The following is a 20,558-nucleotide window of genomic DNA, read 5'->3' as shown; positions in this document are numbered from 1 at the left end:
AGGGTGTCGGAACCGCGACTCGGCGGGAAGAGCGTTCGACATATTGTCTCCTTGTCGACAAATAGGAGCGGGCAGGTGTCCCCGGGGACACCGGCGCACGCGGACCGGCCCCGGCCGGCCCCACCCGGGGGGTGCCGGGTCAGGCGGGCGGAGCTGCCCGAACTGGGTGCGCTATGTGGTTCGCACCTTTCACCGTACCTCCGGCGATCTTCCCGCGCACCCGGTTATTCCAACGCCTGATCACGGGTCAAATAGCACATAATCGCGGCATGACCTTGAGGGCAGACCACAGCACCCGGCGCAGCGCCAGACGGGCCGCCCGCCGCGAAGCCCGCCGCGCCAAGCCGCTGTGGCGCCGGCTCCTGCCCACCTGGCGGGTCACCCTCGGCGCGCTCACCGCGACCCTGCTGCTCGCCGTCGGCTCCTTCGCCGTGCTCTACCTCATCGTCCCCGTGCCCGACGCCAACGCCCACGCCGTCGCCCAGAACAACATCTACCTCTACGCCGACGGCACCACCGAGATCGCCCGCACCGGCGCCGTGAACCGCACCGACGTCACGATCGACCAGATCCCGCTCGACACCCGGCACGCCGTCGTCTCCGCCGAGGACCGCACCTTCTACCGCAACGGCGGCATCGACCTGAAGGGCATGGTCCGGGCCGGCTGGAACACCCTCACCGGACTCGGCACCCAGGGCGGCTCCACCATCACCCAGCAATACGTCAAGAACTACTACCTGACGCAGGACCAGACCATCGAGCGCAAGGGCCGCGAACTCTTCATCGCGCTCAAGGTCGACCAGCAGCGCAGCAAGGACCAGATCCTCGCCGGGTACCTCAACAGCAGCTACTTCGGCCGGGGCGCCTACGGCATCCAGAGCGCCGCCCACGCCTACTACGGCACCGACGTCTCCCGCCTCACCCTCCCCCAGGGCGCCTACCTCGCCGCCCTGCTCCAGGCCCCCAGCGCCTACGACGTCAAGACCGCCACCCCCGCCAACCGCGAGAAGGCCGTCGCCCGCTGGAACTACACCCTCGACGGCATGGTCCAACTCGGCTTCCTCAGCCCGGCCGACCGCGCCGCCACCACCTTCCCCGACCCGATCGACCCCCAGCCCGCCACCGGGCTCAAGGGCCAGTCCGGCTACCTGGTCGGCGTCGCCGACGACTACCTCGTCTCCGCCGGCATCATCGACGCCGCCACCCTCAAGTCCGGCGGCTGGCGCATCATCACCACCTTCGACAAGCCCCGCCAGGACGCCTTCGTCCAGGCCGTCCAGCAGGAACTCACCGCCGAACTCGACCCCGTGGCCCGGCCCGCCACCGACACCGACGTCCGGGTCGCCGGCGCCTCCGTCGAACCCGCCACCGGCCGGGTCGTCGCCGTCTACGGCGGCCCCGACTACGCCAAGCAGCCCTACAACGACGTACTGCGCCAGGACAACCAGATCGGCTCCACCTTCAAGGCCTTCGACCTCGCCGCCGGCCTCACCTCCGGCCGCAGCAGCGGCGACGGCCGCCCGATCACCACCGAGACCCGCTACGACGGCACCAGCGAACGCCCCGTCACCGGCGGCCCCACCCCGTACGCCCCGCCCAACGAGGACGGCATCGACTACGGCAGCATCACCCTGCGCTACGCCATGGTGAAGTCCGTCAACTCGGTGTACGCCCAGGAGGGCGTCGACGCCGGACTCGCCCACGTCCGCGACACGGCCGTCCGGCTCGGCATCCCCGACAACGTCCCCGGCATGGACCCGGCCAACACCTCGATGACGCTCGGCACCGCCACCCCCAGCGCCCTCAACCTGGCCGGCGCCTACGCCGGCCTCGCCAACCACGGCCAGACGTACGCCCCCTGGTCGGTCGGCAAACTCGAACGCGTCAACTCCGGCGGCGCCATCGACGTCCCCAAGATGCCTGAACACGTCCCCACCAGCGCCCTCGACCGGGGCGCCGCCGACGCCGTCACCGACGTCCTGCGCGACGTCGTCAGCACCCGCGGCACCGGCGCCGCCGCCCTCGACCTCGGCCGCCCCGCCGCCGGCAAGACCGGCACCACCGACTCCAACCTCTCCGCCTGGTTCGCCGGCTTCACCCCCGAACTCGCCACCACCGTCGGCCTGTTCCGGGAGAACCCGAAGACCCACGCCAAGGAGCCGCTGTCCGGCACCGCCGGCTACGAACGGATCAACGGCGGCGCCTTCCCCACCCGGATCTGGACGGCCTACATGGCCGACGCCCTCGACGGCACCGACGTCCAGCGCTTCGACCTCCAGACCGGCCGCGGCACCACCCAGACCGGCGGGCCGACCGGCAGCGGCTCCCCCTCCCCGTCGCCGTCGCCCAGCGCCACGGCCACCGCCACCACCACCGCGCCGACGCACACCCCGACGCCGTCCGCCCCCGCCCCGCCCAGCCCCAGCAGCCGGCCCACCGAGACGGCGCCGGCGCCCAGCCCCGAGGCCCCCGCCCCGACCGGCACCCCGGAACAGCCGCCCGCGCCCACCAACCGACCCACCGCGCCGCCGCGGCCGACGCACACCCCGACCGCGCCCCCGAGCACCCCGCCCCCGGCCGACGACACCAGCACCCCGCCGACCCGCCCGGCCACCGCCCAGCCCCCCGCACCGGCCGACGGACACCCCGCCGGACAGGCCCCGTAGCACCCGGAGCCCCAGAGCCCCAGAGCCCTCCATCGGCGCCCCCAGGACCTCAGGACCTCAGGACACCAGCTCCCGCTCCAGCGGCGTCCGGAACCGCGGCGTCACCCGCACCTGGCCCAACCAGCCCGCCAACCGCGCCGCCTCCACCTCGACCGCCGCCCGCGCCTCGGCCCCGGCATCCGCCAGGAACCGCCACACCAGCTCACCGTCGGGGCGCTGCGCCCAGCCGCCGACCACTCGGCCGCACCACCAGAGCGTCGGCCCGGCGTTGCCCGCCCGGTCGAACAGCGCCGGCACGTCCTCAGGCCGCAGGTACCAGTCCCGCCCGCGCCAGCCCATCACCGTCGGATCCAGCGCCGGCAGCAGCGCCGCCCACGGCTCCGGCTCCGCCACCGGCCCGTCGTCCCCCGGCAGCACCAGGCCCGCCACCGCGCCGGCCAGCGCCACCTCCACCGCGCCGACGTCCCCGAGCGCCCTGCGGGTGTCCCCCAGCGTCCAGCCCGTCCACCACTTCACGTCCTCGACCGTCGCCGGACCGTACGCCGCCAGCCAGCGCCGGACCACCTCGGCCTTCGCCTCCCGCACCGGCACGTCCGGCCACTGCGGCACCGGCGCCCACGGATAGCTGCTGCTCAGCCACGAACCGCGCGGCCGCGAGCGCCGCACGTGCCCGTCCGAGGCCAGCAGCCGCAGCAGCCGGCTGCCCACGCTCTGCCGGGCCTCGTACGGCTTGCCCTGCGCCATCAGCATCGTCTCGCGCAACGCCGGTACGTCCTCGGCGAGTTCGGACGTCGTCGCCTCGCCCCGCACGGCCAGCGCCGCCAGCACGGCCCGCTCCGTCGCGGCCAGCCGCGGCTCGTCCCACCCCTCGGCGAACTCCCGCAGGTGCTTCACCAGCGTGGCCCGCTCCTTGACCGCGATCGCCCGCGCCGCCGCGGAGCTGACGTACGGGGCGAACTCCTCCGTCACCGCGAAGAGGGTGCGCCGCATCGACAGCAGCTTCACCAGCGAGACGTCCTCGTACAGCGCCCGCTCCACCTCCGCCGCCGAGGGCTCCGCCAGCCGCGCGCAGGCCGACAGGTAGACCGTCGCCGCGTCCGTGGCGTGCAGCCCGACGACCGCGTCCGCCACCTCCTCCACCCGCGCCGCCCGCTCGGCCCGCGCCAGCAGGTGCCGCCGCCCGACCCGGGCCCGGCGCTGGTCGTCACCGATCGAAGGCACCCCGCCCGAAGGCACACCGCTGCTCATGCCCGGACCCTACTGCCGACCCCCGACAACCGCCCGGACACGACGGTGCGGGCCGCCGCGCCCTCGGCGCGCCGACCCGCCCGGAAAGCCCTCACAGGGTGCCCGCCCGGACCCTCAGAGGTACAGCCCGGTCGAGCCCTCCGCGTCGCCGAAGCGCATCGCGGCCACCGCGTGCAGGTCCCGCTCGCGCAGCAGCACGTAGGTGGCGCCGCGAACCTCGACCTCCAGCTTGTCCTCCGGGTCGTACAGCACGCGGTCACCGGGCTCCACCGAGCGGACGCTCTGGCCCACCGCGACGGCCTCGGCCCAGGTGCACCGCTTGCTGAGCTCCGCGGTGGCCGGGATGAGGATGCCGCCGGTCGAGCGGCGCTCGCCCTCGCTGCCCTCGGTCTTCACCAGGACGCGGTCGTGCAGCATCTTGATCGGCAGCTTCTCGCCCAGCCGGTCGTGGCGCGGCGGATCCTGCTCGGGGGAGGTGGTCCGCTGGGTCGGTTCGTCGTTCGTACTCACGACCCCGAAGGTACCGCTCCGCGGCGCCCCGCGTGACCCCGGACCGGCATCCGGCGGGCCGGGTGCGGTGGCACCCGGCCCGGCAGGACCCCGACCCTCAGCCCCTGCGGCGCTTGCGGGCCGAGGCGACCAGCAGCACCAGGCCCACGCCGACCAGCGCGGCGGGCACGATCCGCTCCTTGCGCGGCTGCCCCTTCTCGTCCACGAACTGCGCCCTGGCCTGCTCGACCAGCCCGCTGGCCGCCACGTACACCCGGCCGGCCTTCTCCTCCACGGAGGCCACGGCCTTCGCCTTGACCTGGGCCGTGATGGTGCTCGGGTGGACGCGCATGGCGAGCTCGTCCAGGGTCGCGGCCAGCTGGGTGCGGGTGCGGGTGATGTCCGCCTCGATCTGAGCCGTCGTCCGCGCCGACTTGTCCTTCGTGCTCGCCTCGCCCACTCGGGCCACCCCAATTCACTGATGTTGTCCTGTGCGACTGACCCAGTTTGTCAGCTGCCGCCCCGGCCCGCGCGGCCCCACCCACCATCGGAGGTAAGTTGACCGTGGTACGACCACCCGTCCACGCACCAGGAGAGTCCCCCGTGAGTGAGCGTCTCCAGCCCGGCGACACCGCACCCGCCTTCAGCCTGTCCGACGCCGACGGCAACCAGGTGTCCCTCGCCGGCCACCTCGGCCGGAAGGTGATCGTCTACTTCTACCCCGCCGCGCTCACCCCCGGCTGCACGAAGCAGGCCTGCGACTTCACCGACAACCTGGAGGTCTTCGCGGGCGCCGGGTACGACGTCATCGGCATCTCGCCGGACAAGCCGGAGAAGCTGGGCAAGTTCCGCGAGGCCGAGGACCTCAAGGTCACCCTGCTCTCCGACCCGGAGAAGAAGGTGCTGGAGGCCTACGGCGCGTTCGGCGAGAAGAAGCTGTACGGCAAGACCGTCACCGGTGTGATCCGCTCCACCGTGATCGTCGACGAGCACGGCAAGGTCGAGCACGCCCTGTACAACGTCAAGGCCACCGGCCACGTCGCCAAGCTGCTGCGCGACCTCAAGGTCGAGGCGGCCTGACAGCCGCCCCCGCGGGGGCGGAAACGAAGCGGTGGCGGCGCACCCCCCGACCGGGTGCACCGCCACCGCGTCTCTCACCTCAGCGAGCCACGCTCATCGGATCGACCGATCAGCAGGCCCCGAGGTCGCTCCAGACACCCCACGAGCCACTGGCACTGGGGTCGTCGCCCTTGGTCCACCACTTGTTCTGGTAGTAGTGCCCCTTCCAGGACACCTTGGTGGTGGACGCGTAGGTGGTGCCCGCGTCCCAGCCCGGCGCGCCCGTGCAGGCCCCCGAGGTCGGGGTCGCGGTCGGGGTCGTGGTCGGGGTCGGGGTCACCGTGGGCGTCACGGTCGGCGTGACCGTCGGGGTCACGGTGGGCGTCACGGTCGGCGTGACCGTGGGCGTCACGGTCGGGGTGACCGTCGGCGTCGCGGTCGGCGTCGCGGTGCCGCCGCCCGTGCTGCCGCGGGTCAGGTCGCCCTTCAGGCCGTACAGCGTGCCGGCGACGTTGACCGTCCAGTTCGACGGCGTCGAGACCGGCAGGTAGTAGACGAAGTCCAGGTCCACCGAAGCGCCCGGCGCCAGCGACTGCCAGCCCGGCAGCTTCACCGAGACGCGGTTGTAGGTGCCCTTGAGGCCGCCCACGTTGCCCGGACCGGGGTTGTCCTGCTTGATGACGGTCAGCCCGAACCCGGACTGGTCCTTGGCGTTGCCCGGGGCCGAGTTGCTGTAGTCGAACTGGAACTCGGTCCCGCCCGGCAGGGTCAGCGTCGAGTTGTTGACGATGTGGATCTTCGGGTTGATCGGGTAGTTCGAGTCGCCCAGCGCGAAGTTGGTGAACGACACGTCGACCGGCAGGGTCTGCTGCGGCAGCGCGATCGTCGAGCGGGTCGCGTTGTACGGCGAGGCCGCCTTGAACTTGTCGTACATCAGCGAGGTCAGCGTCGAGCCGGGCACGTACTGGCCCTTGCCGCCGTTGGCCGCCGCGTCCCACTTGTAGTCGCCCGCGAGCTCCCAGATCATCGCGCCGCCGGCGCCCTGGTTGACGATGTAGTCCGCCTTGGCGGCCACCGACTGCTCGTCCTCGGTGGAGAGGAACACCTTCTTGGTGTCGTTCCACAGCCACGGCGCCACCAGGGTGGAGCTGTAGTTGCGGGTGTAGGTGCCCTGCAGGGCGGTGTCGGTCACGCCGTACTTGGAGAGGTAGTCGGGCACGATGCCCTTCTCCAGGTTCTTCGCGTGCCACATCGGGTTCGAGCCCGCCGGGGACTCCTTGCCCGCGTCGTCCTTGTCGTTCCAGATGTTGTCGATGCCGACCGCGCCGTCACCGCACGAGGTCAGCCCGGCGCCCACCGGGCAGGTGGTCGCGGACGCGGTGCCCCAGAGGCCGTTGGTCCCGCCGGTGACGTTCTTGAACCCGCGGGTGTAGTACGGCAGGCCGACGTTGATCCGGCCGCCCGGCATCGAGCCGCGGAAGTAGTGGTACGACCAGTCGGCGTTCAGGTAGCCGATGCCGCCGTACTGGCCGGTGCCGTACACGTTGGCCGCCGCCAGCTCGCCGTCCTTGCCGTCGTCGAACAGCGAGGCGTTCGGGCCGACGTACTTGTTCCAGGCGCCGTGCAGGTCGTACGACATGATGTTGACGTAGTCCAGGTACTGCGCGATCTGGAAGGTCTCCATGCCGCGCAGCAGGTAACCGGACGACGGGGCCGCGACCGAGAGCAGGTAGTGCTTGCCGTCGGCGGCGCCGGCTCGGTCCAGCTTCTCGCGCAGGGTCTTCATCAGCGCCGCGTAGCCCTTGGCCAGCGAGGCCCGCTTGCCGTTGGCGAGCTGCCAGTCCAGCGGGTTGCCCGCGTCCTTCATCGAGGTCGGGTACTCGTAGTCGACGTCGACGCCGTTGAAGCCGTACTTCTTGATGAAGTCGACCGAGGAGTTGGCGAAGGCGTCGATGCCCGCCTGGTTGACGCTGCCGTCCGGGTTGACCGTCAACGAGTAGAAGCCGCCGGAGTTGACGCGCTTGCCGTCGTCGCCGAAGTACCCGCCGGTCTCGGTCCAGCCGCCCACCGAGATCATGGTCTTGACGTTCGGGTGCTGCTTCTTGAACTTCGTCAGCAGGTTGAAGTGGCCCTTGTAGGGCAGCGACGGGTCCAGCTCGGCGCCGGGCACGCCCGGGAAGGAGATCCCGGTCGCCTCGTTCTTGTCGTTGTCGGTGCCGACCGAGATCTTGTTGTCGCTGCCGACGTGCCCGAACGCGTAGTTCAGGTGGGTGACCTTGTCCCAGGGGATGTCGCTCACCAGGTAGGGCGGGGTCCCGTCCTTGCCGGTACGCCAGCCGGTGAAGTAGCCGATGACGCGGCGCTGGTGGTCCGCGCCCATCTTCTCGCGGCCCTCGGTGTCGTAGACGCTGCAGTACGGGACGTCCACCCCGGGCGTCTGGTACATGCCGTCCGGCCGACAGGCCGCGTTGTCGACGGTGGCGGACGCCTGCGAGGGCGCCGCACCCAGCGTCGCCATCAGCAGGCCGGCCAGGCCGGCGACCGCCAGCGAGGCCATGCCCGCCCGGGCGGCCGGGTTCTTGGAATGCCGGGCAGCGGTGGGACGCCGCTCGGCCGTGCTTCGGATCAACACTCGGTCCTCCGGGAGAGAGTGTCGGCGCATGCCTGTGGGGGAGCACGCACGTGGGGGAATGCAGATTGGCGCTGAAGCTATGTGGTCTGAACCACAAAGGTCAATAGGTCTGTACCAATTAGTAATCAAATCCCCAACAACACCGGTCGAACGGCCGATACCCGTCGGTCAGCCGTCCGCATGCCGACGACTGTGCCGGGCCACCCGGACCCGCGTCCCACAGGCCGTCGAACACCACGCCCGACGCGCGTGCCGCTGCAGGAAGAACAGGATGCAGCCCGGCGCCGGACAGGCCCGCACCAGCTCCCGCCGACCCCCCGTCAGCAACTCCACCGCCGCCTGCGCCACCCGCCCCAGCAGCACCGCCCCACGCTCCCCCGCGGCCGTCCGGCGCACCCCCCGCGCGGCCGCCCCCGGCCCCAGCTCCACCCACCCCGGCGCCGCCCGCACCGCCGCGTTCACCACCGCCACCTCCGCCGCCCCCGCCGGCTCACCCGCCACCACCGCCGTCAGCACCGCCCGCAGGGCCCCGCGCAGCTCCAGGAACGCCGCCAGCTCCGCCGGCCCCGGCGACCCGGCCGGGACGCTCGCCAGATCCAGCTCGACGGCGTGCCGGTCCACCCAGACCGCCAGGTCCGACGGCTCCACCAGAACGTCCACCAGATGCCCGCGCAGACCACCCCGCACGAAGGTGCTGTTCACCAGATCCAGCGCGAGATGCTCACCGCCGACCGGCATCTCGTCCACCGCGCCACGCTCCACCATGCCCATGCCTAACGGTAACGCCACTTGCCACCGGTTAGCCAAAACCCGCAGACTAACGCTTGCCTGCCGTCTCACACGTTAGGGAATGCCTTCGCCATGCCCCTTTCCAGCCAAGCCCCCGCCCGACCCGCCCCCACCGCCGTCCTCACCTCCACCGCCACCGCCGTCACCGCCCTGCTCACCCTCGCCGCCCTCGGCACCCTCACCCGCCAACCCCTCCTCATCCCCCCGCTCGCCGCCTCCATGGCCCTCATCGCCGGCGCCCCCACCCTCCCCCTCGCCCAACCCCGCAGCGTCATCGGCGGCCAACTCGTCTCCGCCCTCACCGGCTACGCCGTCCTCGCCGCCACCACCCCCGCCTACTGGTCCGCCGCCCTCGCCGGCGGCCTCGCCCTCGGCGCCATGACCCTCGCCCGCACCCCCCACTCCCCCGCGGCCGCCACCGCCGTCATCGTCACCCTCACCGCCCCCGACCCGACCCGCTTCCTCCCCCTCCTGCTCCTCGCCACCCTGCTGCTCACCGCCACCGGCCTCGCCGCCGCCCGCCTCACCCGCCGCACCTACCCGACGTACTGGTGGTGACCCCGTAACCACCCCGCCCCCCAACTCGTTCGCCCCCACGGGGGACGGGCGCACACAGGCCCGAAGGGGGACGACCATGCCGGTCAAGTACACCCGTGAGCTGCTGGCGACCACCGCGGCAGCCGCCGCCTCACTCGACGAGATGCTGGCCGCCCTGGGGAGGGAGCCGAACCGGGAGAGCCGCAAGTACCTGCGCCGCAGGCTGACCGAGTTCGCGATCGACACGTCGCACTTCCGCCCGACCGGAACCGTCTACACCCGCGAACTCCTCCAGGAGGCGGTCTCGGCCTCGTACAGCGTGGCGGGCGTGGTGCGCCACCTCGGCCAGCGCCAAGCCGGGGGCACCCAGGCACACATCGGCCGCCGGATCAAGGCGTTCGGCATCGACACCTCACACTTCACCGGGCAGGCCCACAGTCGCGGGAAGCGGTTCCCCAGCAGGATCCCGGCCGAACAACTCCTCGTCCAGCGCCCCTCGGAGGCCAAGCGGCTTCCGGGAGTGCGCATCCGCCAGGCCCTTTCGGAGCTCGGCCGGCCGGAGTCGTGCGAGTCCTGCGGCACCGGGCCGGAGTGGCGGGGCCGCCCGCTCACGCTGGAGGTGGACCACATCAACGGGGACTGGTCCGACAACCGCCCCGACAACCTCCGGCTGCTGTGCCCGAACTGCCATGCCGTCACCCCCACGTACTGCGGGCGCAACAAGAACAGGCGCGCGAAGCCCGCACCCGACCGCACCAAGGGAGAAACGGCTGTGCCCGAAGGCCGCGCAAACCCCTAGACTGGAGGCCATGCGGCCTTGGCGGAACTGGCAGTCGCGCTGGACTTAGGATCCAGTGGGAGAAATCCCGTGAGGGTTCGAGTCCCTCAGGCCGCACTAGCCTTTGAATCGAAGGCCCACCCGGAATGATCTCCCGGGTGGGCCTCCGTCGTTCTCGATGACCCGTCAGCCCAGCAGGTCCTTCAGGACCGGGGCCAGGGCGCGGAAGGCCTTGCCGCGGTGGCTGATGGCGTTCTTCTCCGCCGCCGTCAGTTCGGCGCAGGTGCGGGTCTCGCCCAGGGGCTCCAGGATCGGGTCGTAGCCGAAGCCGCCGTCGCCGGCCGGGGCCGTCCGCAGGGTGCCGAGGAGGCGGCCCTCGACGACGCGCTCGGTGCCGTCCGGCAGGGCCAGGGCGGCGGCGCAGAAGAAGTGGGCGCCGCGGTGCTCCGGGGCGATGTCGCCGAGCTGGGCCAGCAGCAGGTCCAGGTTGGCGCGGTCGTCGCCGTGCTTGCCGGCCCAGCGGGCGGAGAAGATGCCGGGGGCGCCGCCGAGGACGTCGACGCAGAGGCCGGAGTCGTCGGCGACCGCGGGCAGGCCGGTGGCCTGCGCGAGGGCGTGTGCTTTGAGCAGCGAGTTCTCGGCGAAGGTGACGCCGGTCTCGCGGACGTCCGGGATCTCCGGGTAGGCATCGGCGCCGACCAGTTCGACGTCGAGGCCGGCCTCGCCGAGGATGGCGCGGAGCTCGGCGACCTTGTTCTGGTTGCGGGTGGCGAGAATCAGACGGGTGGACATGAACCCACCCTAACCGGACGTCAGCCGGTGCAGACCTGGGTGAGGTTGCCGGCGGCGTCGCCGAGCGGCTTCAGGTCGGGGGCCTGCTTGTCGTTGATGGCCTGCTGGACCTTGCCGACCTGGGTGTTGAGGTCGGTGATGGCCTTGGCGACGTCGGTGTTCTTGGAGTTCTTGCCGAGGTCGTCGAGGTCGTTCTTGAGCTTCTGCAGGGCCTGGCCGGCGGCGGCCGAGTCGTTGCTGGCGTTGTTGAAGGCGGTGGTGACGTCGCTGATGTCCCCGGTGATGCGGACCGCCGTGTTGCCGCAGTCGAGCGCCTTCTGGGCGGCCGAGCAACTGACCGCGCTGAGCGGGAGGATGGCGATCAGGCCGGCCACGGCGAGGGTGGCGGGGCGGGCGATGCTCTGGGGCATCCGGTCCTCCTGGGTGCGCGGGTTCCGGAACGGAATGACGCGCCCCCGGGGGTGCGCGGTTCCCACAACGGGGTGCTGCGGGAACCGTAAGGGCTCCGGGCCCGGCCTGTACAGCGCTGGTGTCGCGGTTCGGCCACGCGCCGGAGCCCTTCGGGCACCGGTGGCGGGCTCAGCCCTCCAGGGCCTTGCGCTGGATCTCGTCCAGCTCGGCGCAGCCGAGGGTGCCGAGGTCCAGGAGCTGGTCGAGCAGGGCACGGTCGAAGGGGGCGCCCTCGGCGGTGCCCTGGACCTCGACGAAGCGGCCGTCGGAGGTGCAGACGATGTTCATGTCGGTCTCGGCGCGGACGTCCTCCTCGTAGCGGAGGTCGAGCATCGGGACGCCGTCGATGATGCCGACGCTGACGGCGCTGACGGCGCCGGTGATGGGCTGGCCCTTGGCGCGGAGGATCTTCTTCTCGCGGGCCCAGGAGACGGCGTCGGCGAGGGCGACGTAGGCGCCGGTGATGGCGGCGGTGCGGGTGCCGCCGTCGGCCTGGAGGACGTCGCAGTCGAGGACGATGGTGTTCTCGGCGAGGGCGCGGTGGTCGATGACGGCGCGCAGCGAGCGGCCGATGAGGCGGCTGATCTCGTGGGTGCGTCCGCCGATGCGGCCCTTGACGGCCTCGCGGTCGCCGCGGGTGTTGGTGGCGCGCGGGAGCATGGAGTACTCGGCGGTGACCCAGCCCTCGCCGCTGCCCTTGCGCCAGCGCGGGACGCCTTCGGTGACGCTGGCGGTGCACAGCACCTTGGTGTCGCCGTAGGAGATGAGGACGGAGCCTTCGGCGTGCTTGCTCCAGCCCCGCTCGATGGTGATGGGGCGGAGCTGGTCGGGGGTGCGGCCGTCGATGCGTGACATAGGCACCGAGCGTAGTCGGTCCGGTCGGGTGGTTCCGGCAGGGTCGGACGGGTCGTCGGTGGTGCCCGGCGGGCCCGTGGCGGGGTGCCCGAACGGTTGTGCCCGGTGCGCCGGACGGCGCCGGCCCGCCGTCCACGGGGGGCGGCGGGCCGGGTGTGCCGAGCGTGGTGGTGCCGAGCCTGGTGGGCTCAGCTCACATCATGTCCTCGATGTCGGCGGCGATCGGGTCGGCGTCGGTGCCGATGACGACCTGGATCGCGGTGCCCATCTTGACGACGCCGTGGGCGCCGGCGGCCTTCAGCGCGGCCTCGTCGACGAGGGAGGCGTCCTTCACCTCGGTACGCAGGCGGGTGATGCAGCCTTCGACCTCTTCGATGTTGTCGATGCCGCCCAGACCGGCGACGATCTTCTCAGCCTTGCTGGCCATCTGATTTCTCCCTCTGTCTCGGCCCGTCGGCTGCTCTGCCGGGTGCCGTCCTGCGCTGTGCGGGGTGCCCCGGCCGCCGGCCGGGGTCGTCGCTGTCGGTGCTGACGCGGGTTCAGCTGCCGTCGCGCTGCGCCGCAGCGCGACCAGCATCACCCGAGTTGGACCGATCTGCCACGTTAGTCCACTTTTGGCCCATTCCGGCGCGCACGGTCTGGATCTTCGTCCGAGGATGACGATCAGCGGGGCTTCTGCCCCGGTGCGCGCGGCCTGCCTCCCAAAGTGGTCTACACCAATATATGTGTACTCCGATGAACGCAGGAAGCGCCCCGGGTGTTCCTGAGCCCCGTCCGAGGGTCCCCCAGGGGGCCAGCGCTCGGCAACTGCTCTCGGAGGGCGAAGGATGAGTTCGGCAGGCGCCACAGCCCCGCGGACCACGTGGTGGCACACCTTCTACGGCGGACTCCAGAAGATGGGCCGCTCGCTCCAGCTGCCGGTCGCCGTGCTGCCGGCGGCGGGCATCCTCAACCGGCTCGGACAGCCCGACGTGTTCGGGAAGGACGGCCTCGGCTGGGACGACGTCGCCAAGGTGTTCGCGGCGGCCGGCGGCGCTCTGCTGGACTCCTCGCTCGGCCTGCCGCTGCTGTTCTGCATCGGGGTCGCGATCGGCATGGCCAAGAAGGCGGACGGCTCCACGGCACTGGCGGCCGTGGTGGGCTTCCTGGTCTTCTACGCCGTGCTGCACGCCTTCCCGGAGGACTGCAAGCTGCCGACCGTCCTGGTCGGCAACCAGTGCGTGGACTTCACCTCGGCCAAGTCGGCCGCCGCGACCTACCAGAACCCGGGCGTCCTGGGCGGCATCCTGATCGGCCTGCTGTCGGCGTGGCTCTGGGTGCGCTACCACCGCACCCGGCTGGTCGACTGGCTCGGCTTCTTCAACGGCCGCCGGCTCGTCCCGATGATCACCGCCGTGGTCGGCATGCTGCTGGCGGTGCTGGCGGTCTGGGCCTGGCCGCCGATCGGCCGCGCCTTCAACGACGTGAGCCAGTGGCTGGCCGACCTGGGCGCGGGCGGGGCCGGCATCTTCGGCGTGGCCAACCGCGTACTGCTGCTGATCGGCATGCACCAGTTGCTGAACACCTTCGTCTGGTTCCAGTTCGGCGACTTCACCAAGCCCGACGGCATGGTCGTGCACGGCGACATCCCGCGCTTCCTGGCCGGTGACCCGACGGCGGGCCAGTTCACCTCCGGTTTCTTCCCGATCATGATGTTCGCCCTGCCGGCGGCGGCGCTGGCGATGGCGCACGCGGCCAAGCCGCACCGCCGCAAGGAGATCTACGGGCTGATGCTCTCGGTCGGCCTGACGTCCTTCGTGACCGGCGTCACCGAACCGATCGAGTACTCCTTCGCCTATGTCGCGCCCGCGCTGTACGCGGTGCACGCGCTGCTGACCGGCGCCTCGATGGCGATCACCTGGGCGCTCGGGGTGCACGACGGGTTCAGCTTCTCGGCCGGCCTGATCGACTACGCGATCAACTGGAGCCTGGCCACCAAGCCCTGGCTGATCATCCCGATCGGGCTCTGCTTCGCCGTCGTGTACTACGCGCTCTTCCGGTTCATCATCGTGAAATTCAACATGAAAACACCCGGACGCGAGGACGACGACGAGGTCGAGGACGTGACCAAGGCATAAACCGAGCGTCACCGGACGCCCGCCGGAATAGGCCCTCGGACCCTTGGTCCGGGGGCCTTCGGCATATTCGCGAAAGGACGATCGTCCCGGCCGGAAAACCATTCCCGGACCGGTCCGGGAAATTCGGCGGCCGGCCCCGCCGCCGACGGGGCGCCGGGCCGGCACCCGGCGCCCGGCGGCCCGTGGCCCGGCCGGGACAGGGCCGCGGCGCCCCGGCGGCGGCCGGACGGGCGGTCTCCGGCGAAGCCGGCGACCCGGGTGGGGGGAAGATCACCGCCGCCGCGCGGCGCACCGCGCGGCAATGCGTCACCGTACTCGCCCACCGGCTTCGCCTTTGGTTTCTCCGAGCCGGCGAGGGCGGCCGCCGAGTCCGGTCGCAATGCGGCGGCTAATACCCGCGGCGGGTTCAGGGGGTCCGGCACATCGCACCGGCCCCTCGCCGCGAGCCCGGCACCGGCCGCGCCCCGGCCGTCCGGCACCCGCGGCGACGCCCGGCCCGGCGGCGGACGGCGCCCGGCGGGAGCGGCCGGCCGCCCGCGCCCGCCGGCTGCCGCCGCCCTCCCGGCCGTCCGTCCGGGGGTCGCCGGGCCCGCCGGGGTTGCCCCGGCCTTTTTGTTGCGCAAATAGCCAAAATCCCAATCACGGCGGGTAATCATGATCGTCGATCCGCAAGTAGGTTTCGATTTCATAGCGCTTCTCACCAGCACCGCTTTCAGGGCTTCCCCCCCTTCTCCACCCGTGCTACAAAACTGGTCTACACCACGTGTGGTGTAGACCAGTTCGCGGTTCGGCCCCTCTGTGCACCTACCCCCCGACCGACCCGCCCTGCCGTTAGGAACCCACCCCCATGAGTCAGTCTGCGCAGGCACCGGCGCCCGCCGCGGCTCCGGCCACGCCAAGCCCCACCAAGAAGTTCGGCCAGAACCTGCTGCAGGGTCTGCAGAAGATCGGCCGCAGCCTCCAGCTGCCCATCGCCGTTCTCCCCGCCGCCGGTCTGCTGCTGCGGCTCGGCCAGGACGACGTGTTCGGCAAGGACGGCCTCGGCTGGGACAAGGTCGCCGCGGTGTTCAACACCGCCGGTGGCGCCGTCTTCGACAACCTGCCGCTGCTGTTCGCGGTGGGCATCGCGATCGGCTTCGCCAAGAAGGCCGACGGCTCCACCGCGCTCGCGGCCCTCGTCGGCTTCCTGGTGTACAAGAACGTGCTGACCGCGTTCCCGGTCACCGAGGCCCAGGTCCTGCCCGGCAAGGACGCGGCCGCCACGTACCAGAACCCGGGCGTGCTCGGCGGCATCGTGATCGGTCTGCTCTCGGCCGTGCTGTGGCAGAAGTACCACCGCACCCGGCTGGTCGACTGGCTCGGCTTCTTCAACGGCCGCCGCCTGGTCCCGATCATCATGGCCTTCGTCGGCACCGCCGTCGGTGTGGTCTTCGCCCTGACCTGGGGCCCGATCGGCGACGCCATCAAGAGCCTGAACGACTCCCTGATCGGTGCCGGCGCGTTCGGCGCCGGTGCGTTCGGCCTGGTCAACCGCGGTCTGCTGCCGGTCGGCATGCACCAGTTCGTGAACTCCTACGCCTGGTTCCAGACCGGTGACTTCACCAAGCCCGACGGCACCGTGGTGCACGGCGACCTGACCCGCTTCTTCGCCGGTGACCCGACCGCCGGACAGTTCATGTCGGGCTTCTTCCCGATCATGATGTTCGCCCTGCCGGCCGCCGCGTTCGCCATCGCCCACACCGCCAAGCCGCACCGCCGCAAGGCCGTCACCGGCATGATGCTCTCGCTGGCGCTGACCTCCTTCGTGACCGGTGTCACCGAGCCGATCGAGTTCTCCTTCGTCTTCATCGCCCCGGTCCTGTACGTGATCCACGCGCTGCTGACCGCCGTCTCGATGGCCGTCACCTGGGCGCTCGGCGTGCACGACGGCTTCACCTTCTCCGGTGGTCTGATCGACTACCTGCTGGCGTGGAACAAGGCCACCGACCCGTGGATGATCATCCCGCTGGGTCTCGTGTTCGGAGCGCTGTACTACTTCCTGTTCCGCTTCGCGATCGTCAAGTTCAACCTCAAGACCCCCGGTCGCGAGGACGACGAGGAGATCGAGGACGTCACCAAGGCCTGACGCCGAGGAACGACCCGCACCACTCCACGGCCCCGCCCCGCCGCTCGCTCCCCCGAGCGGCGGGGCGGGGCCGTCGCGCGTCCCGGCCCGGCCCGCGGCCACCGCCCGGCCGGTGGGACGACGGTTGACGAACCGGCGACCGCGCTGGTCAACTGAGGCGGTGAACGCGCCGCGCATCCTGGTCAGCCGCTGCCACATCGACTTCGGTCGTGTGTGGTCGGCCGCGTGTTGCGCCTGACCCGTCCGTTCCCCCCGCCGCCGCCCGGCTGACCTCCCGCCGCGCCCCGGCCCCCGCCTCCCCGCCTCTCGTGTCGGCCCGTACCCGGGCCACCGCCACGTACCCAGCTGCGTCCCGTGCGCGAAACGAAGATGAAGCAGCGCACGCACGAGGAAAGTCAAGGCCACGCCATGCCGCGCCAGTTGCACCTGTCCGCCGCCGTCGACAGCCCCGGCCGCTTCGACGCCGGGCACTTCACCGCCCTCGCCCGCCACGCCGAGCGCGCCGCGCTCGACTTCGTCACCCTCGACGACTCCTACGCACCCGAGCCGCACCGGCTCGACGCCCTCGCCACCTTCGCCCGGCTCGCGCCGCTGACCCGGGGGCTCGGCCTGGTCCCGACCGTCACCACCACGCACACCGAGCCGTTCCACACCTCGATATCGGTCAACACCCTGGACTGGGTGAGCGAGGGCCGGGCCGGCTGGCTGATCGGGATCTCCGACACCGAGGCGCAGGCCCGGGCCTTCGGGCGCAAGGGCGTCGCCCCGGCCGACGAGCTCTGGGCGGAGGCGGCCGACGCCGCCGAGGTCGCCGCGCGGCTCTGGGACAGCTGGGAGGACGACGCGGAGATCCGCGACGTGGCCACCGGCCGGTTCATCGACCGGGGCAAGCTGCACTACATCGACTTCGCGGGCCCGCACTTCTCGGTCCGCGGCCCCTCCATCACCCCTCGCCCGCCCCAGGGCCGACCGGTGATCGCCGTCCCGGTCTCCGCCGCCGACCTCGCCCCGGGCGCCCCCGCCGGCAGCCGGGCCCGGGTGGAGACGGCCGCCCGGTACGCGGACGTCGTCCTGCTGGACGCCCCCGGCCCGGCGGCCCGGCTGACCGCCGCCACCGAACTGCGGCTGCGGGCGGGCGAGGGCCTGCGGATCCTCGCCCGGCTCACCGCGGACCTCCCCGACGGCGCCTCGATCAGCGCGCTGATCCGGGAGGTCACCGAGGGCGGCGGCGGCGTCGACGGCTTCCACCTCGTCCCCGCCGACCCGGCCCGAGACCTCGCCGCGGTGGCCGACCACGTCGTCCCGGCCCTGCGCGAGCGCGGCCTGTTCCGCACCGGCTACACCGGCACCACCCTGCGCGACCACCTCGGCCTGGCCCGCCCGGCCAACCGGTACGCCCCCGCCACTCCCGCTCCCGCCGCTCCCACGGCGACCGCCGCCGCCCACGCCGAGGTGACCCGATGACGGACCGACCGCTGAAGCAGATCCACCTCGCCGCGCACTTCCCCGGCGTCAACAACACCACGGTCTGGACCGACCCGGCGTCCCGCAGCCAGATCGAGTTCGCCTCCTTCCGCCACCTCGCGGAGACCGCCGAGCGCGGCCGGTTCGACTTCTTCTTCCTCGCCGAGGGCCTGCGGCTGCGCGAGGTGAACGGCCTGATCCACGACCTGGACGTGGTCGGCCGGCCCGAGTCGATCACCGTGCTCGGCGCGCTGGCCGCCGTCACCACCCACCTCGGACTGGCCGCCACCGTCAACGCGACCTTCAACGAGCCGTACGAGCTGGCCCGCCGGTTCGCGTCGCTCGACCACCTCTCCGGCGGCCGGGCGGCCTGGAACGTGGTCACCTCCTCGGACGCCTTCACCGGCGAGAACTTCCGCCGCGGCGGCTTCCTCGACCGCGCCGACCGGTACACCCGGGCCGCCGAGTTCGTCCAGCTGGCACGGGAGTTCTGGGACGGCGGGCAGGTCCGGCACAGCGGCCCGCAGTTCGACGTCGAGGGCCGGCTGTCGCTGCCGCGCCCGCCGCAGGGCCACCCGGTGGTGATCCAGGCCGGGGACTCCGACGAGGGCCGGGAGTTCGCCGCCGCCACCGCCGACATCATCTTCAGCCGGCACTCGACCCTCACCGCCGGCCAGGCCTTCCACGCCGACGTCAAGCGCCGGCTGGCCGCGTACGGGCGCAAGCCGGACGAGCTGAAGATCATGCCCGGGGTCACCTACGTCCTGGGCGACACCGACGAGGAGGCCACCGAGCGGGCCGCCGAGATCCGCCGCGCCCAGGTCGGACCGCAGACCGCCATCGCCTACCTGGAGCAGGTCTGGGGCATCGACCTGTCCGACCACGACCCGGACGGCCCGCTGCCCACCGCCGACCCGGTGGTCGACAGCACCGTCGTCCAGGGCCGGACCAGGATCGGGGACCCGCTGGAGATCGCCGCCCGGTGGCGCGCGGTCGCCGCCGAGAAGCGGCTCAGCAGCCGCGAGCTGGTGATCGAGGTGACCGGCCGGCAGTCCTTCATCGGCACCCCGGCGGCGGTCGCCGAGCAGCTCGACGCCTATGTGCAGAACGACGCGGCGGACGGCTTCATCCTCGTCCCGCACCTCACCCCGGGCGGCCTGGACGACTTCGTGGACCAGGTGGTGCCGCTGCTCCAGGAACGCGGGGTGTTCCGCACCGAGTACACCGGGACGACCCTGCGCGACCACCTCGGCCTGCCCGTTCCCGGCCGGCGCTGAGCGCCTCGGACGAGCGGGCGTCCCGCCCGGAACGGCCTCAGATCCGGCCGAGGCGGGCCGCGTGGACGCCGGCCTGGAAGCGGCTCTCCGCGCCCAGGTCGGCGGTCAGCTCGGCGACCAGCCGGCGCACCGTCCGCTCGGAGACCTCCAGCTTCCGGGCGATCGCGGCGTCCGTCAGCCCGGCCGCGAGCAGCCGCAGCACCACGTCATGACGGTCCGTCCTCCCCGCCGCCCCCGGATGCAGTTCCGGCGGGGTCGAGGCCGCCGACCAGAAGTACTCGAACAGCTCCGCGACCAGGGCGACCAGGGCCGGCTCGCGGACCACCACGGCGGCCTCCGCACGGCCGCGGACCCGGGGAGCAGCCGCGTCCGGCCCGTCCTCGGACACCTCGTCCGACAGGTCGCCCGGCGCGGGCAGGATCGCCAGCCGGGCGTCGACCACGATCAGCCGGAGCGGCAGCGAGTGCGCGACCCTGATCCGCGCCCCGGCCCCGGTCAGCTCCCGGACGTGCGCGAGCACGGCGGGCCGGCGCAGCGCGGCGGCCGGGTAGACGGAGCGCAGGGCGGCGCCGCGGTCGAGGGCGAGGCGTTCGCGGGCCAACTTGCCCGCCAGGGCGGGGCCGGAGAGGTCCTGGCCGGGCCGGAGGGAGAGGGCCCGGGTGCGGGCGCCGCGGGCCGCGTCCTCCAGCAGGGCGGCGATCCGGTCGGCGCCGCGGACGAGTTCGAGGGCGGCGCCGCCGGGCCGGCGGTGCTGGACCGGCAGGTAGCCGGTGTGCAGGCGGTCGACGGAGTCGCGGGCCCGGCCCAGGGCCTCGACGAGGGCGGTGACCTGGGTGTCCGCGTCGAGCAGCAGTTGGCGGACGGCGGTGTCGACGGAGACGGCGGCGTGTCCGGCCGTGCCGGTGCCGTCCGCCCCGGCGGCCGCGGTGGGCTGGAGCAGGCCGAGGGCGCGGAGTTCGGCGGTGGCGGCGGCCAGGCGGGGCTCGTCCCAGCCGAGGCCGAGGTCGGCGGCCGGGCGGCCGGGTTCGGCGAGCAGCCGGGCGTAGAGCCGGGTGGCGTCTCGGTCGGGGCCGCCGGCGGGGTGGTCGGCCCGCGCCGCACTCTCCATGCGCTCCATCGGCGCAGCGTAGTGAGGCCGGGCGCGGGCGGGCCGGGGTTTCCGAGGAGCGAGACGGCGGGCCGGGGCTTCCGAGGGGCGGGGCGGCGGGCCGGTTCCGCTCCCGGTCATGTCCGGTTGCGGCAGCGCCGGGAGGGCCCGGCCGCGGTCCGTCGGCGGCCAG

At 72.5% G+C, this 20,558-nt stretch carries 18 protein-coding genes and 1 tRNA gene; 9 read left to right on the top strand and 10 right to left on the bottom strand.

The genetic code is table 11. The annotated features are described in order from the left end of the window. The first annotated feature begins 269 nt into the window (after window positions 1-269). Window positions 270-2,666, top strand: coding sequence for a transglycosylase domain-containing protein (locus ABZ497_RS13830; protein WP_359804967.1), 2,397 nt, complete (start codon window positions 270-272; stop codon window positions 2,664-2,666). Between the two features lie 57 nt (window positions 2,667-2,723). Here ABZ497_RS13830 and ABZ497_RS13825 read toward each other — a convergent pair whose 3' ends face one another. From ABZ497_RS13825 to ABZ497_RS13815, 3 genes are all read right to left on the bottom strand, one after another. Further along, the gene (locus ABZ497_RS13825) at window positions 2,724-3,914 is read right to left on the bottom strand and encodes a winged helix DNA-binding domain-containing protein (RefSeq protein ID WP_359804965.1); all 1,191 of its coding nucleotides are present in this window, start codon (window positions 3,912-3,914) and stop codon (window positions 2,724-2,726) included. 114 nt (window positions 3,915-4,028) lie between these two features. Continuing rightward, on the bottom strand, window positions 4,029-4,331 hold the full coding sequence (locus ABZ497_RS13820; RefSeq protein WP_057237824.1) for a co-chaperone GroES: 303 nt from the start codon (window positions 4,329-4,331) through the stop codon (window positions 4,029-4,031). Window positions 4,332-4,521: 190 nt separating this feature from the next. Beyond that, on the bottom strand, window positions 4,522-4,863 hold the full coding sequence (locus ABZ497_RS13815) for a DUF3618 domain-containing protein (protein ID WP_359804963.1): 342 nt from the start codon (window positions 4,861-4,863) through the stop codon (window positions 4,522-4,524). Between the two features lie 143 nt (window positions 4,864-5,006). On the opposite strand from ABZ497_RS13815, the gene bcp reads away from it, so the two are divergent. Next, window positions 5,007-5,483, top strand: coding sequence for a thioredoxin-dependent thiol peroxidase (gene bcp, locus ABZ497_RS13810; protein WP_329487819.1), 477 nt, complete (start codon window positions 5,007-5,009; stop codon window positions 5,481-5,483). Between the two features lie 109 nt (window positions 5,484-5,592). Here bcp and ABZ497_RS13805 read toward each other — a convergent pair whose 3' ends face one another. Both ABZ497_RS13805 and ABZ497_RS13800 read right to left on the bottom strand, forming a co-directional pair. After that, window positions 5,593-8,019, bottom strand: a complete 2,427-nt coding sequence (locus tag ABZ497_RS13805; protein ID WP_359805076.1) for a glycosyl hydrolase family 18 protein — start codon at window positions 8,017-8,019, stop codon at window positions 5,593-5,595. A gap of 243 nt (window positions 8,020-8,262) precedes the next feature. After that, a complete protein-coding gene (locus ABZ497_RS13800) occupies window positions 8,263-8,883 on the bottom strand; it encodes an ABATE domain-containing protein (RefSeq protein WP_359804961.1) in 621 nt (206 codons plus the stop codon). A gap of 72 nt (window positions 8,884-8,955) precedes the next feature. Here ABZ497_RS13800 and ABZ497_RS13795 point away from each other — a divergent pair, with 72 nt between their 5' ends. From ABZ497_RS13795 to ABZ497_RS13785, 3 genes are all read left to right on the top strand, one after another. Then, window positions 8,956-9,441, top strand: coding sequence for an HPP family protein (locus tag ABZ497_RS13795; protein ID WP_359804960.1), 486 nt, complete (start codon window positions 8,956-8,958; stop codon window positions 9,439-9,441). Window positions 9,442-9,517: 76 nt separating this feature from the next. After that, window positions 9,518-10,219, top strand: coding sequence for an HNH endonuclease signature motif containing protein (locus ABZ497_RS13790; protein WP_359804959.1), 702 nt, complete (start codon window positions 9,518-9,520; stop codon window positions 10,217-10,219). 12 nt (window positions 10,220-10,231) lie between these two features. After that, window positions 10,232-10,315 (top strand) — tRNA-Leu (locus tag ABZ497_RS13785). 69 nt (window positions 10,316-10,384) lie between these two features. Here ABZ497_RS13785 and rdgB read toward each other — a convergent pair. The 4 genes from rdgB to ABZ497_RS13765 all read right to left on the bottom strand — a co-directional run bounded on the left by rdgB (window position 10,385) and on the right by ABZ497_RS13765 (window position 12,722). Continuing rightward, window positions 10,385-10,990 (bottom strand): RdgB/HAM1 family non-canonical purine NTP pyrophosphatase, encoded by a 606-nt coding sequence (gene rdgB, locus ABZ497_RS13780; protein WP_359804957.1) that lies wholly within the window; start codon window positions 10,988-10,990, stop codon window positions 10,385-10,387. A 20-nt stretch (window positions 10,991-11,010) separates the two neighbouring features. Then, on the bottom strand, window positions 11,011-11,400 hold the full coding sequence (locus tag ABZ497_RS13775; protein ID WP_329487824.1) for a hypothetical protein: 390 nt from the start codon (window positions 11,398-11,400) through the stop codon (window positions 11,011-11,013). A gap of 169 nt (window positions 11,401-11,569) precedes the next feature. Then, a complete protein-coding gene (rph, locus tag ABZ497_RS13770; protein WP_359804955.1) occupies window positions 11,570-12,295 on the bottom strand; it encodes a ribonuclease PH in 726 nt (241 codons plus the stop codon). A gap of 193 nt (window positions 12,296-12,488) precedes the next feature. After that, a complete protein-coding gene (locus ABZ497_RS13765; RefSeq protein WP_030060521.1) occupies window positions 12,489-12,722 on the bottom strand; it encodes a PTS glucose/sucrose transporter subunit IIB in 234 nt (77 codons plus the stop codon). A 400-nt stretch (window positions 12,723-13,122) separates the two neighbouring features. On the opposite strand from ABZ497_RS13765, the gene ABZ497_RS13760 reads away from it, so the two are divergent. The 4 genes from ABZ497_RS13760 to ABZ497_RS13745 all read left to right on the top strand — a co-directional run bounded on the left by ABZ497_RS13760 (window position 13,123) and on the right by ABZ497_RS13745 (window position 19,278). Further along, the gene (locus ABZ497_RS13760) at window positions 13,123-14,412 is read left to right on the top strand and encodes a PTS transporter subunit EIIC (RefSeq protein WP_359804953.1); all 1,290 of its coding nucleotides are present in this window, start codon (window positions 13,123-13,125) and stop codon (window positions 14,410-14,412) included. Between the two features lie 847 nt (window positions 14,413-15,259). Further along, window positions 15,260-16,537: a PTS transporter subunit EIIC gene (locus tag ABZ497_RS13755; RefSeq protein WP_329487827.1), complete on the top strand. Its 1,278-nt coding sequence runs from the start codon at window positions 15,260-15,262 to the stop codon at window positions 16,535-16,537. 408 nt (window positions 16,538-16,945) lie between these two features. Beyond that, on the top strand, window positions 16,946-18,001 hold the full coding sequence (locus ABZ497_RS13750) for an LLM class flavin-dependent oxidoreductase (RefSeq protein WP_359805074.1): 1,056 nt from the start codon (window positions 16,946-16,948) through the stop codon (window positions 17,999-18,001). Beyond that, on the top strand, window positions 17,998-19,278 hold the full coding sequence (locus ABZ497_RS13745; protein WP_359804951.1) for an LLM class flavin-dependent oxidoreductase: 1,281 nt from the start codon (window positions 17,998-18,000) through the stop codon (window positions 19,276-19,278). Before ABZ497_RS13750 ends, ABZ497_RS13745 begins: the two co-directional genes overlap by 4 nt. 37 nt (window positions 19,279-19,315) lie before the next feature. Here the strand turns inward: ABZ497_RS13745 and ABZ497_RS13740 are convergent, their stop codons facing one another. Continuing rightward, window positions 19,316-20,395 carry a helix-turn-helix domain-containing protein gene (locus ABZ497_RS13740; protein ID WP_359804949.1) on the bottom strand — a complete coding sequence of 360 codons (1,080 nt, stop codon included), beginning with the start codon at window positions 20,393-20,395 and terminating at the stop codon, window positions 19,316-19,318. Between the last annotated feature and the right edge of the window lie 163 nt (window positions 20,396-20,558).

The organism is Kitasatospora sp. NPDC005751, from assembly GCF_040630835.1.
Lineage (GTDB): Bacteria > Actinomycetota > Actinomycetes > Streptomycetales > Streptomycetaceae > Kitasatospora.
This window is presented reverse-complemented; position numbering and strand designations above follow the sequence as displayed.